Genomic DNA, 13,156 nt, shown 5'->3' with positions numbered 1-13,156 from the left:
AGACCTATACCGGGCTGTTCTCCATGAACCGCTCCAGCAGCCGGCGGCCTTCGCCGAGATTGCCGGTGCGCAGGCTTTGCATCACCAACTCAACGTTGGCCTCGCGGTCCAAAGGGTTGCTCTCGATCACGCGGCGCGCGCTGGCGATGACTTCGTTGTGATCGCCGGACTGCTGGCGCTGGTCCTGGAACTCGCGCTTGTGCGCATCCGACAGCGTGCGCTGCAGGGATGCCAGGCCCGCGTAGGCCGGGTCGATGGAACGGATGGCGCTGAGCTCCCGTTCGGCCGCCCTCAAGTCGCCGTCGGTCAGGTGGCGCCGCATGGAGCGGGCCAGCGCGCGCAGGCTTTTTTCTATCATGGCCTTGGTCTGTTCGGGCTGCAGGACGCCGCTCTTGGCCAGGCGGCGGTAGACCGCCACCGCATCGGCATGCGCGCCCAGCTGCACCAGGCGGGCCGCGGCCAGCAGGACAGTCTCGGATTCGCCGGGCAGCGTAGCCTCGGCCAGGCGGTGCCAGCAAGCGATGGCGGCGTCCACCTGCCCGTCGGCCTGCAACTGCTTGGCGGCCCGCTGGACGTAGCGCGGATCCACCGCCGTCAGCGCCGCCAGCTCGCTGAGCAGCTGGATGGCGGTTTCGCTATTGCGGTATTCCGTGTTGCTTTCATAGGCCTTGAGCAGACGCCGATAGGCCTGGTTGATTTCATCATCGAGTTCGGCCTTGTGCTCGCCGGCCAGCGTTTGCAGCGCATAAAAGGCGCCCAGGCTGGGCAGCAGCGCGCCGGCGCGGCCGGCGTGGCGGACTTCGCGGCGGGCGCGCTTGAGCACCTGCTCCCGCGCGCCTTGCAGGCTGGCGCCATCGACCGCGTGCGTGGCGGCCAGCGCGCTGACCATGCTGGCGGCCTCTTCGAGCGGCGTGCTGCTGCGCATGGCATGGCGCAAGGAGCGCTCCGGCGAGGTCTGGGCGCTGACGCGGAAGGCTTGCTCGGCGTCGGCATTGCGGCCCAGGCGGGCGTGGATACGGCCAAGCAGCATGGCGGTTTTCTCGCTGCTTTCGCGCTGCAGCGATTCCTGCGCCCATTCGCGGGCGGTCTGGATCTGCCCCTGGTCGAAAGCGCATTCGGCGGCCTGGCGCAGGATGTAGGCATTGCGATTGGCGTCGATGGCCAGGGCCGCGCTCCAGGCTTCGAGAATCTCATCGTCCTGGCTCAGGGCGGTCATGGCGCGGGCACGCAGCACATAGGCCGCCGAGACGTTGGGTTTGAGTTCAATGGCGCGGTTGGCGTAGAGCAGGGCCAGGTCCCACGCCTGGGCTTGGCCGTATTCCTTGGCGCGTTCCAGGCTCTGCTTCCAGTCCAGCGAGGCCTCGCCTTCGGGCAGGGCGGCGGTTTCCTGCACGCCGAGCAGCTTGTCGCTGATTTCCTTGCCCACCAGGCGCGCGAAAGACGGCGTGTAGTGCGCCGTGTCGCGGCCGTCGTCGGGCATGCCGCGGTCCTGGCCATAGGCCGCCAGCAGCGAACCCGGATCGATCAGGGTGATGCCGGCGCGGGCGCAGGCGCGCGATACGCGGTCTACCATCTTGGCGCGGTCGGCGATGAGCTGGCCATGGGCGTTCATGGCATTGCAGTGGGTGACCAGCACGAAATTCGGACCCAGGAGCAGGGCGATCTGCTTGAGATCGCTTTCGATTTCCGCGGCGGTCTGCGTGCGCAGCACGGTCTGGGCGAGCACGTGCTGCACCTCGGCGGGCACGCGGGCATAGGTCGCGGTGGCCTGCAGCTGGCGCAGGCGCTCGGCGCGGGCATCGGCCGAGCCGTGGTCAAAGAAGATCTTGCGCAGGTCGGGGCAGAAAGCCAGCGCTTCCTTGAAGCGCACCAGTTGCAGTTGGTAGCCGTCGAGCTCCAGCACCTTGGTCGAGCTGATTTCCACCACATGCCGGTCGTCCGTGGGAATGCTGGCGTGGTCCAGGCGGGGGTTGCTGCCGCGATAGGGCTGGCCGGAGATGAACTTCCATATGCTCTCGGGAATGCTCAGGTCGCCACGCATATAACGGATGGCCTGGATGGCCTCCTTGGTGTTGTGCGTGTAGCCATACAGCAGGCGGTTATCCAGCACGAAGTTGCGCTGGGCCTGGACTTTGGCCATGGGTCCGGCCACGCGGCAGGATCCGATCGTAGTGATATTCACGGTGAGATACTCCGTCTTGTTCAACAGCAGGTTGAAGATATCGCAGCCACCTCCGCCTGCCTTATGCAGGGGGTGTGATTACGTAACGGCTCTGCAAGGCGTCTGGGCCTCTCAGGCGGGCGGCGCCCGGCGTTTCATCAGTCTTTGTTGCAACTCCGTCGGGTGTCAGCGCGCGCGCAGGCGCAGCAGACGCGGTTCAGCCCGGCGCGCCGGATTGGCCGGTTCGGGCGTGGCCGCCTGCATCAGCATGGCGGTGATGGCTTCCTCGTAGGCCTGCCAGGGCATGTGCTGCTGCACCGACTCGCGCGCGCGCCGGCCATACTGCTCCAGCGCGGCGGCATCGCCCAGCAGCTGGTGCAATTGCATCGCGCTGTCCGCCGGCGAGCCGGCCAGGTCGATGTGCACGCCATTCCTGCCATGGTCCACGAGATCCGTATAGGTGCCGACCGGCCCGACCGCCGGGCAAAGTCCCAGCGACATGGCTTCGAGCAGGGCGGCCGGCGCGGGCACGGCGGCCTGCTCGGCCTTGGTCGGCCAATAAGGAAAGAGCGCCAGACGGGCCTGGCGCAGCAGTTGCTCGCGCGAGACGGCATCCGTGATCGGCGGGGCGAAGACGACCTGCTCTTCGGTCAGGCCGATGGCGACCGCGTGCTGGCGCATGGCCGCCGCCGCCCGGCCTTCGCAGAGCACCAGCATGACGGCCTCCGCGTCGCGCAAGGCCAGCTCGGCATAGAGATCGATCACCACCCGGGCCAGCATGGTCGGGGGATCGTCCTCGCTCCAGACGATCACCTTCTTGCCGCGCAGGCGCGCCAAGGTGCCCGTGAGCGCGGCGTCGCTTTGCGGAGTGCGCAGATTGGCGGCCGGCAAGGGCAGGGGCGGCAGCAGGCAGGCGGGCAGCTCGGCCTGCACCAGCGCCTGCAGCGGCTCGGCCAGCGCGCCGGAGCCCAGCGCAACCATGTCGGCCTGGCGCAGCGCGCGCCGCAGCAGGCGCAAGTCCACATGGGCGCGTTCGGACAGGGTGTGGTTGGCGGCCGTCTTCTGGAAGAAACCCAGGCTGTGCACGATGAAGCCATAGGGCACACGCAGGCTATGGGCCGCCGCCTGGGCGCCCAGGCCGCAGCGCGCATCATCCCAGGCCAGCACGGCGCGAGGCTGCTGGCCTACGGTATGAGCCAGGATGGCGTCGGCAAAGGCTTCGGGGCGCAGCCGGGCCGCGCGCGCCTGTTCGGGCGCGATGGCCTGGTAGGTCACGCCGTCGATCGTCAGCTCGGAACCCGTTTGCAGGTCGGTGTCGGTCGCCTCTTCCTCGCCGGTGTCCAGGCTGATCACGCGCACCGCGCCTTCGCGCGCGGCCAGGCTGGTGGCATAGCGGTGCAAGGCGTTTTCGTTCGCGCCGCGGCGCTGCATGAGACTGCGGGCCGCGAGAATGACCAGGGGACCGTCGCCCGTGAAGTCATAGCGGTGGCCGCCGGGCTGCAGGGGCGTCTCCTCGGCGGTCAACACCTCATGGGCAGCCTGGATGCGCGCATGGCGCTGGGACTCGGCCGTGTTCAGGCGCACGCCGCTCTTGGCCGCGGCGTGCAGCAGGCGCGCCGATACTGTCACCAAGCCGGCGTCATAGAGGCTGAAGGCCAGCTGGCGGCTGTGCGGCGCGCCGGGGTCGATGTCCAGCAGCTGCTGGGCGACCTGTTCGGCGATTTCCGGATAGCTGGTGCGGGCCCAGCGGGCAACCTCGCAATAGACTTTGCTGCGCACCTCGGTAGGCCAGTTCTGGCGCGAGCACCAGAGCAGCACCTCCGGGCTGCGCACGCGCTTGACGTAGTCCAGGGCATCCTTGATGGCGCTGGCGGTCTCGGCCGGCAGGGCCGCCGCGGTCGGTTTGCGCGGGGCCGGGTTATGCCGGTGTTCGCGGCGATGGGCATGCGACAGGCGCAGGAGGGTGTAGGGCAGCAGCGCGTAGTCGATGACGCTGCGCGCCCGGATGACGGCCTCGCCGAACTTCCAGGTCAGCGTCATGCGCTGCTTGGCCAGCTGCTGTGTGGTTTCGCGCAGCAAGGCCCGCGCGTTGGCCAGGTCCTTCTCGGCCTGCACGCGGGCGGCGTGTTCCTGTTCCAGCCTTGCCAGCAGTTGCTCGCCTTCGTTGGGCAAGGCCGCCACGGCGGCGAAACTGGAAGGACGGATGACGTTGCTCGTGTTCATGACCTTGTTCTTATGAAAAAGAGGGGTTGTCGCGGGACAGGCCATGGTCCAGGTGGCGCCTGACCCAGTCTTCGCGATAGCGGATGCGGGCTTGCCGGCCTGCGGGGGAGTTCAGCCCGGAGGCGGCGGCCTGCGTCAGCGAGGCGGGGTGGTGCAGGGCGATGGTGTGGACGGCGGCGTCCCGCCGCAGGCTGCTTGTCCCGCAATGAAGCCGGATACGGTGCTCGTATTCATCATCTGCTCCGAAACGCACTTCCTCGTAGGAACCGAGGCGTTCATAGACCTCGCGACGCATCATCAGCGAAGCGGGGTTGTGGCGGATGAAGGGGTAGATGCGCGGGCATACAAGCCGGCCGTCGGGCGTCAGGCGCAGCAAGCGGCTGGTGCATGCCTGGGCCTGTCCGGATATGAGCAATTGCAGTTGCTGCTCTATCCGCCTGGGCAGCATGATGTCGTCGGCATCCAGGAAAGTAATAAAACGGCCGCGCGACCGGCTTAATGCGATATTTCTCGCCGCATATACCCCGCGATTTTCAATCCGCAGCGTATTTATACGCAGATTATTTGATGCCGCCGTGGCCAGATGTGCGAAAGTGTTATCCGTAGACCCGTCATCAATTGCTACTATTTCAATATTCTGATAAGTCTGTCGCTGAATGGATAGCAGCGCTTTGTCTATATACGGCGCCGCATTGTGGGCACAAACGATTACACTTACCAGACCGTGATCGGCGACGCCGGCAGCGTTTTCCCGGGCGGAATCCGACAGGAAATCATCCATTGCCATAGGGGAATTCTCGGCGGGTAACTGGATGCCGGAATTTGTGAGGATATACATTAAATTCTTGCGCGCCTGGGCATGCTGGCCGGCCATGCAATGCTGCGCAGCAACAACTGCACGCAAATTATTCGTTTTTTTCAGATCATTCCTACGGGGAGGAGCGAGGGCGGCCGCATGCCATTGGGCGGCCTGCGCGTCGCCGCAGGCCAAAGCCAGCCCGAGCGCCATCTCGCTCTCCGATTGATGCAGCCAGCCCCCGGCCTCTTGGGGGGCCACCCTGCCCAGGGCCAGCGCGTACTGCTGGCGCTCATAGTCGGAGACACGCCCGAGGAAATCCCGCCGGTCCAGGCCAGGGTTTTCACCGCTCCATTCGAGGGTAGCGCGGGCGCGCGCCAGTTCCCCCTCGCGTCCGCCGCCGCGTGTCCGGCGTGCCGTGTCGAAAAGGCCGATGCGATTAAGCACCACCGGGTCATCCGCATGGCGCTGCAGCACCTCCCATGCTTGAAACGTACTGACATATTTATGTGCGCGTTTCTGGGAAATATTTAACAGAATGGTTCTGAGCATATGGAGGCCGTGGGAGTTGGATTTTCATTGCCTTTGGATCGATTTACTTGGCGCTCCCTTGGGAGAGGGGTCCAGGAATCACCGTTCCATAGAAAAATTATAGAAATCCGCCTTTTCCCGAGATAATCAGCCGCCGGGAAATACGTACTTGGTTTTATTTGATAAGTGTTGAAATATCGGGCCGAGTTTTTGGCCCGTATCATCCCTCCCGTTTCCACGGCAATCGCCTGGCGCGGTCCTGGAGCTCACAACGGCGCTCGCGCCGGACAGGGAGAGAAAAATGAACCATTCGCAGAGGGCGGCGCATTGAGCGCCCAGTTGCTGGCCATTCAGGCCAGGGTGATAGCGGCGCTGATCTACCGCGAGACGCGGGTGCGCTTCGGCGGCACGCGGCTGGGATATTTGTGGGCGCTGATCGAGCCCATCCTGCACGTGGCCGTGTTGTCGACGATCTACGTCGTGTGGGGCCGGCAGGCGCCCCTGGGCAATCTGCAGATGTTCTTCATCACGGGCATCATGCCCTTCTTCCTGTTCAGCCACACATCTTCGCGGCTGTCGCGCGCGATCACCTCGAACACGCAGCTCTTGCGCCTGCCGGCCATCACCAATATGGACGTGATCTTCGCCAAGGCGCTCCTGCAGGGGCTCACCTGGATCGCGGTCTTCGGCATCCTGCTGTTTCTGGCCATGCTGGGCGACAAGCTGATCCTGCCGGAGAACCTGGAGACCTGCGCGGCCGCGGCTTTTTTCACCTTCATGCTGGGGTTCGGCGTGGGGCTGATCAACTCGGTGCTGAACATGATGTTCAAGTCGTGGGAGCACCTCTATAGCGCCGTGACGCGCCCGCTGTATCTGCTTTCGGGGGTGTTCTACCTGGTCGATGCCTTGCCGGACAAAGCGCGCGCGGTGCTGGTCTACAACCCCATGGTGCATGCCATCGAGTGGTTCCGCGAGGGCTATTTCGCCAATTTCAGTTCGCTGACACTGGACCGTTCCTATCTCATCGAGTGGGCCGTCGCGTCCACCGTCCTCGGCCTGTGCCTGGAGCGCGCCATGCGCCGGCGCCTGCACACCCGCTAGGAGATTGCGATGCAAGATGCCTCCGTAGTGATCGCCCTGCGCGATGTCTCCAAGGCCTTCCGTTCCAAGAAGGGCATGAAGGCCGTGCTGGACCGGGTCAGTTTCGATTTCGTCGCCGGCCAGAACGTGGCCATCTTCGGCGCCAACGGCAGCGGCAAATCGACCTTGCTGCGCATGATCAGCGCCATGGAGCTGCCCGACAGCGGCGTGGTGCACCGCATGGCGCGCGTGTCCTATCCGCTGGGATTCGCCGGCGCCATCAGTTCATCGATGACGGGGCGCGACAACGTGCGCTTCATCGCGCGCGTCTATGGCTGCGATGTCGCCGACGTGGAGCGCTTCGTGCAGGATTTTTCGGAACTGGGCCGGGCCTATGACCTGCCGGTCTCGACTTATGCCAACAGCATGCGGGCGCGCCTGTCCTATGGCGTGTCCATGGCCTTGGCCTGCGATGTCTATGTGGTCGACGAAATGCTGGCCGTCGGCGACATGGATTTCAAGCGCAAGTGCCTGGAGGTGTTCACCGAACGTTCCCGCGGCGCGACCATCCTGATGACCTCCAGTTCGACCACGACGGTGCGGCGCTTCTGCACTCATGGCGTGATTCTGCGCGACGGCCGGCTGCAGGACTTCGGCGAGCTGCAGGAAGTCGCAGCGCGCTTCACCCAGGCGGCCGACGCCATCGAAGAAGCCGCGACCGAAGCCGCGGACAGCGAAAACTGATTTTTGTAAGAGAGAGCCTGAGCCTTTATGACGACTTCGGAGACTTCCTATCGCGGCCCGGCTTTGCCGGGCACCGTTGCGCGGCGGCCTTCGCGCTGGCTGCGCAGCTCCGCCATTTTGCTGATCGCGGTTCCGGGCGTGCTGCTGGCGCTCTATCTGCTGCTGATCGCGGCCGACCAATATGTGTCCGAGGCGCGGTTCGGCTTGCGGGCCGGCACGGTGACGCAGGCCTCGGCGGCCAGCCGGGAAGGGCACTCCACCCTGGGCGGCGGGGAAATGACGGCCGAGCTGTTTGTCGATTCCTTTGCCGTGGTGGACTACGTCAAGTCGCGGCAGATCGTGCGCGAACTGGACAAGGCGCTCGACCTGCGGGAAATGTGGTCCAAGCCGGCCATCGACTTCTGGTACCGCGTCTCGGCCGACGCCTCGGAGGAGGCCTTGTGGCGGCATTGGAACCGCATGGTCGATATCCAATTCGACATGTCCACCGGCGCCATCATCCTGCGCGTCAGGGCCTTCACCCCGGAAGATTCCTTGCGCTTATCGCAGGCCATCCTGCAGGCCAGCGAGAAACTGGTCAACCAGATGTCCAAGAAGGCGCGCGAGGACAGCGTTCATTTTGCCCGCCTTGAAGTCGACGGTGCCGAACAACGGCTGTCGGCCGCGCGGCTCAAGGTCCAGGATCTGCGGGCCCGCACCGGCGTGTTGGACCCGGTCAAGGAGGCCGAGGCCAATCTGCAGCTGGCCGCCAAGGTGCGCGGCGATATCGCGACCACCGCGGCCGAGCTCGAAACCTTGCGCGCCGGCGGGGTCAACGGCGGCCCGGCGTTGGAGCGCGCCCAGGCTCGCTTGCGGGCCCTGCAGGGCCAGCTGCGCGAGCTCAATGACCACCAGATCAGCGTGCGCCGCGGAGCGGACAAGGCGGATACGCTGTCCTCGCTGCTGCGCGAATATGAGTCGGCCGAGACCGAGCGCCAGTTTGCCGAGGTGTACTACACCGGCGCCCTCAAGGGCCTGGAGGATGCCCGCAGTCTGGCCGCCCGCCAAGTGCTCTACACGGTGATCGCATCGCAGCCGACGCTGGCCGACGAATCGCAATATCCCCGCCGCTGGGTGGACACGGCGCTGGGCCTGCTGGGCCTGCTCATCCTGTGGATCGTGGTCGTGCTCGTGGTCTACGCCATCCGGGACCACGCCTGATCGCGCCCGGCACAAGGACGAGAAACCCATCATGTTTACTTTTCTATCGCGTTTGCGCAGGCAGGAGCGGCCTCCGGCGAGGGCCGCCGCTCCCATCCTGTCCTCTCCGGCGGCCCAGCTGGAGGAGGTGCTGGTCGGCGCCGTGCAGGAAGAGGCCCCGGCCCGCGAGGTCGAAGACCAGGCACGCGCGCTCATGCAGCGCCATGTCGCCGCCAACGATGCGCTCAATGCCGTGCCCCGGCTGCTGGAATACGTGCGGCGCTATCCGGAAACCGAGCTGTTCCAGGTGCTGGTGGCGCGCAGCCTGGAGGCGGCGCATCGTCCCGACGACAGTCTGGCGGTTTGGCGCGGCATCCAGCAGCGCTTTCCGGATTCCGCCGACGCCTTCATCCTGACGCTGCGCGGCGTCAAGCGCCAGCTGGGCGTGGAAGCCGCGCGCAAGGAGATCGAGCAGTATTTCGCCGGCGGCAGCCAGGCCGCCCGCGACATTCTGCTGGAAGCCAAGAGTTGGGACGAGATCGGTCAGCCGCAGTTGGCCGACGCGGCTTTCGCCAGGCTGGTCGATGCCCATCCGGAATTCGAGGATGGCTATGCCGTCTGGGCGCAGTCGCAAAGCCGGCGCGGCATTCTCTGGCGTTCCCGGGAGATCCTCGAACTCGGCCTCAAGCGGCTGGGCGAGCGCGGCCGCAAGCTGACTCGCCGCCTGGCCGACCTGGATGCCGACCTGGCGGCCTTGACGGCCCTGGGCGTGTCATGGGCCGAGAACAATGTGCCGGTCAGCGTGCTGGTGCTGCAGCGGCTCTTCCAGGAGATCGGGCGGCGGCGCAATGAAGAGCTGGATGCCGAACCGGAGAGCTTTGTCGGCAAGGTGCTGATGATCAACGGTTCGTTGGGGGCGGGCGGGGCGGAGCGCCAGTTCGTCAATACGGCGGTCGCCTTGCAGACGGCCGTGCAGCAGGGGCAGATGATCGCCGGTCACGATGTGATCGGCCCGGTGCAGGTGGTCTGCCGTTCGCTGCGTAGCCGTGAGGGGGCCGACTTCTTCGCGGCCACCTTGCGCGAGCATGGCATTCCGGTATCGGTGTATGCCGACATGCACGCCTGGGGCGGCTCGGAATTCGCTTCGCTGCTGGCGCCTTACCGCGAGTATCTGCGCTTCCTGCCCAAGCAGATCATCGAAGGCACCAGCAAGCTCACCGACGTCATCCGTTCGGGCGCGCCGCGCGTCGTGCACATCTGGCAGGACGGCTCCATTTTCGCCACGGCCCTGGCGGCCTTGCTGGCCGGCGTGCCGCGCATCGTGCTGTCGGTGCGCACCATGCCGCCGGTGGACCGGCCGGACCGCTACCGCGTCGAGTACGACATCATCTATTCCGAGTTGCTGAAAATGCGCGGCGTGGTGCTCAGCTCCAACTCCAGTTTTGCCGCGCATCGCTACGCCGACTGGCTGCAGGTGGATGCGCGCCGCATCCCGGTGATCTACAACGGCCTGGCGCCGCTCAAGCCGGTGAGCGACGAAGCGGCCGTCAAGATGATGGAGGCGTTCGCCGCCAGGACGCAGGGCCAGGACTTCACGGTCGGCACGGTCATGCGCGTCGACGAGAACAAGCGTCCCTTTCTGTGGGTGGAGGCCGCCAAGCAGTTTGCGCGCAGCCATCCGCAGGCCCGTTTCGTGATGGTGGGTGGCGGGCCCTTGCTGGAGCCGGTCAAGGAGTTCGCCGAGCGCATCGGCATGTCCGAACGCATTCTGTTCACCGGGCTGTCCAAGCGCGTGGGGTATTGGCTTGAGCAGTTCGATGCCTTCTTGCTGCTGTCGCGCTTCGAGGGCCTGCCCAATGTGCTGATCGAGGCGCAGTTTTCGGGGGTGCCCGTGGTGACCACGCTGGCCGGCGGCGCGGGCGAGGCCGTGCAGGAAGGGGTCACCGGGCTGACCCTGCCGGCCGAGGATATCACCGCCGAGCAGGTCAGCGCCGCGCTGGCCCGTATCTACGACATGCGGCAGGCGGACGAGCATATCGGCACCAAGGCCTCGGTCTGGGCCCGCTCGCGGTTCTCCCTGTCGCAAATGATCGCCGCCACCGTGCGCTGCTACCAACATCCTTGAGGGAGACGGATGACGGACACACTCAATCTTTTCGTCCTGGGCAGCTGTCGTGTCCATCGGCCGGTGCGCCTGCTGCAGGAGCAGGGCAGGGCGCGCCTGTGCACGGCGGGAATCCAGGGCTATATCCATAGCACGCGCGAGGCCTGCCAGCGCCTGCGCTGGCTGCTGGAGGGGCAGGGCCTGGACCGGCAGCTGCTGCCTTTCCTGTTCGCGCGGGCGGTGTGGCCGCGGGTGGACGAAAACCATGCGCAAGAACTGGCGCAGGCCGACGCCATCGTCATCGAGGCGGCGGCCGAGCGCAGCGTCGAGGTCGACGGTGTCTTCCTGCAAAAGAACTTGGTGGTGCGCCATCTGGTGCGCGAGCTGGGCGAGGCGGGCATGCAATGGTGGCGTGGCCTGATGCGCAGCGGCTCGGTCGGGCCGGATGAGTATGCGCGGGCCATGGCCGAGTACCGCCAGGTGGCCGAGCCGGCCATGCTGGCCCCGGGCGAGCGCGTCCTGCGCCGCGCCCGTTGCGAGACCGACGGCGAGGACGATGTGCGCGGCGATCTGCGGTATGCCGCGCATGTCCTGGGCAAGCCCGTCTTTGTCGTCACCCATGTGGACCTGCCGCGCGCCGACGGGCGCCCCGTTCTCTCGCGCCGCAAGCACGTCGCGCGCGTGAAATCGGCGGCCGAAGGCCTGGCCGGTGTCTGGGCCATCGATCCGCTGGATAGCGCCCAAGGCCTGGCGCGCCACGAGGTGCTCGACCGCGATGGCGAAGACCTCAATCACTATTCCCCGGCGTTTGAAGCCGTGTTGGCCGAGCACATGCATGAGCAGGTGGCGGCCGTACTCGGGGCCCGCTCCCGCTAGCGCCCGCCCCACCGCAAAACGGAGTCTGACGATCCGCCATGAGAAAACCCCTTATTCCAATGCTTCGCTTCCTGCCCCTGGTGATCCTGATGGGCTTGTCCGGCTGCAGCGTCCTGTCCGGTTCGGGACCGACGCGCGGCGCCATTCTGGACGGCGGCACGGCGCAGGGCGCCGCCGCGCCGGGCGCCTACGATGTCGTGGACCTCAGCGCCACCACCATAGAACCGTATGTGCTCAAGCGGCCCCAGGATGTGCAGGGAAATACCTCCGACGGCTACGCCGGCAATATGCGGGTGCGGCCCGGCGACGTGCTGCGCATCCTGGTGGCCGACAGCATGGAGGGCGGACTGTTCGCGCCGCTCAATGCCGGCGGCACCGTCTTCGAGGCCGTGCGCGTGGACGCCGACGGCATGATCTCGCTGCCCTACGCCGGCCACCTGCGGGTGCGCAACAAGACGCTGGGCGCCATCGAGCAGATGATCAAGACGGCCTTGCGCAACACGGCGGCGGTGCAGCCGCAGGTCATGGTCGACCTGGCCGATGACCGCTCCAACTCCGTGCTGGTCACGGGCGCCGTGCCGCAACCCGGGCGCTTCGGGGGCAACAAGAGCCCGCTCACGGCCCTGGACGCGGTGGCCCAGGCCGGCGGCACCACACTGCCGCCCTACCAGGTCGATGTGGTCATCCGCAATGGCACCCGCATGACGCGCGTGCCCTACCAGGAATTGCTCAACGGACGCAATATCGCGCTGGATCCGCGCTCCGAAGTCGTGGTCGAGCCCAATCTGAAGCGTTTTGTCGCCATGGGCGCCATCACCAAGCCTGGCCTGCACGAGTTGCCCTCCAAGCGCAGCAATCTGCTCGACGCGCTTGGCGTGGCGGGGGGGCTGAATGACCGCGCCGCCGATGCGACAGGGGTGTTCGTCTTCCGTCTCGAAGGGCAGGATGCCGCCGGCCAGTCCCGTCCGACCGTATTCCGTCTGAATATGCGCAATCCGGAGTCCATGTTCCTCGCCAAGCAGTTTGAACTGCGCCCCGAGGATGTCATCTATGTCAGCAATGCGCCGATGTACGAGTGGGAGAAGATCATCACGCCCATCGTGCAGGTGCTCATCGTCGGCCAGCGGGTCGGCACGTATTGATTTTTACAGCAGAGGTATCCATGAGCTTGCTTCCCGTTTTCTCCGAACTCCGTCCGGCCATCGTCGGCCTGGGCTATGTCGGTCTGCCGCTGGCGGTGGAGTTCGGCAAGAAGCGCGCCGTCATCGGGTTTGACATCAATACGCAGCGCATCGAAGCCCTGCGCCGGGGCCATGACCACACGCTGGAAGTGGACGACAAGGAGCTGGCCGAGGCCAGGCACCTGAGCTACACGACCGATCTGGAGCAGCTGGGCCGCGCCAATGTCTTCATCGTGACCGTGCCCACGCCCATCGACGACTTCAAGCAGCCCGACCTGACG

The 13,156-nt window shown here is 66.0% G+C and carries 9 protein-coding genes and 1 pseudogene; 7 read left to right on the top strand and 3 right to left on the bottom strand.

Annotation, left to right across the window (positions count from 1 at the left end):
* Nucleotides 1-4 precede the first annotated feature (4 nt).
* The 3 genes from AXA74_RS24420 to AXA74_RS24040 form a co-directional block, all read right to left on the bottom strand.
* Nucleotides 5-2,182, bottom strand: coding sequence for a capsular biosynthesis protein (locus tag AXA74_RS24420; protein WP_029580836.1), 2,178 nt, complete (start codon nt 2,180-2,182; stop codon nt 5-7).
* A 165-nt stretch (nt 2,183-2,347) separates the two neighbouring features.
* Nucleotides 2,348-4,384, bottom strand: coding sequence for a glycosyltransferase (locus AXA74_RS22995; RefSeq protein WP_230588856.1), 2,037 nt, complete (start codon nt 4,382-4,384; stop codon nt 2,348-2,350).
* A gap of 10 nt (nt 4,385-4,394) precedes the next feature.
* Nucleotides 4,395-5,732, bottom strand: a complete 1,338-nt coding sequence (locus AXA74_RS24040; RefSeq protein ID WP_080700989.1) for a glycosyltransferase family 2 protein — start codon at nt 5,730-5,732, stop codon at nt 4,395-4,397.
* A 306-nt stretch (nt 5,733-6,038) separates the two neighbouring features.
* Between AXA74_RS24040 and AXA74_RS22980 the strand changes: the two genes are divergently transcribed.
* From AXA74_RS22980 to AXA74_RS22950, 7 genes and pseudogenes are all read left to right on the top strand, one after another.
* Entirely contained in the window at nt 6,039-6,812 is a 774-nt protein-coding gene (locus AXA74_RS22980) for an ABC transporter permease (RefSeq protein WP_029580840.1), read from the top strand.
* A gap of 9 nt (nt 6,813-6,821) precedes the next feature.
* Nucleotides 6,822-7,535, top strand: a complete 714-nt coding sequence (locus tag AXA74_RS22975) for an ABC transporter ATP-binding protein (protein WP_032955228.1) — start codon at nt 6,822-6,824, stop codon at nt 7,533-7,535.
* A gap of 27 nt (nt 7,536-7,562) precedes the next feature.
* Complete coding sequence (locus AXA74_RS22970) at nt 7,563-8,735, top strand: capsule biosynthesis protein (RefSeq protein WP_029580842.1); 1,173 nt, start codon at nt 7,563-7,565, stop codon at nt 8,733-8,735.
* Between the two features lie 31 nt (nt 8,736-8,766).
* A complete protein-coding gene (locus AXA74_RS22965) occupies nt 8,767-10,839 on the top strand; it encodes a glycosyltransferase (protein ID WP_032979550.1) in 2,073 nt (690 codons plus the stop codon).
* A 9-nt stretch (nt 10,840-10,848) separates the two neighbouring features.
* The gene (locus tag AXA74_RS22960) at nt 10,849-11,694 is read left to right on the top strand and encodes a hypothetical protein (RefSeq protein ID WP_032979551.1); all 846 of its coding nucleotides are present in this window, start codon (nt 10,849-10,851) and stop codon (nt 11,692-11,694) included.
* Nucleotides 11,695-11,753: 59 nt separating this feature from the next.
* Nucleotides 11,754-12,836, top strand: coding sequence for a polysaccharide biosynthesis/export family protein (locus AXA74_RS22955; protein ID WP_095075201.1), 1,083 nt, complete (start codon nt 11,754-11,756; stop codon nt 12,834-12,836).
* A gap of 20 nt (nt 12,837-12,856) precedes the next feature.
* A pseudogene (locus AXA74_RS22950) lies at nt 12,857-13,156 on the top strand (Vi polysaccharide biosynthesis UDP-N-acetylglucosamine C-6 dehydrogenase TviB); the annotation flags it as partial.

Origin of the sequence: Bordetella hinzii LMG 13501 (genome assembly GCF_001548475.1) — a bacterium.
Lineage (GTDB): Bacteria > Pseudomonadota > Gammaproteobacteria > Burkholderiales > Burkholderiaceae_B > Bordetella > Bordetella hinzii.
This window is presented reverse-complemented; position numbering and strand designations above follow the sequence as displayed.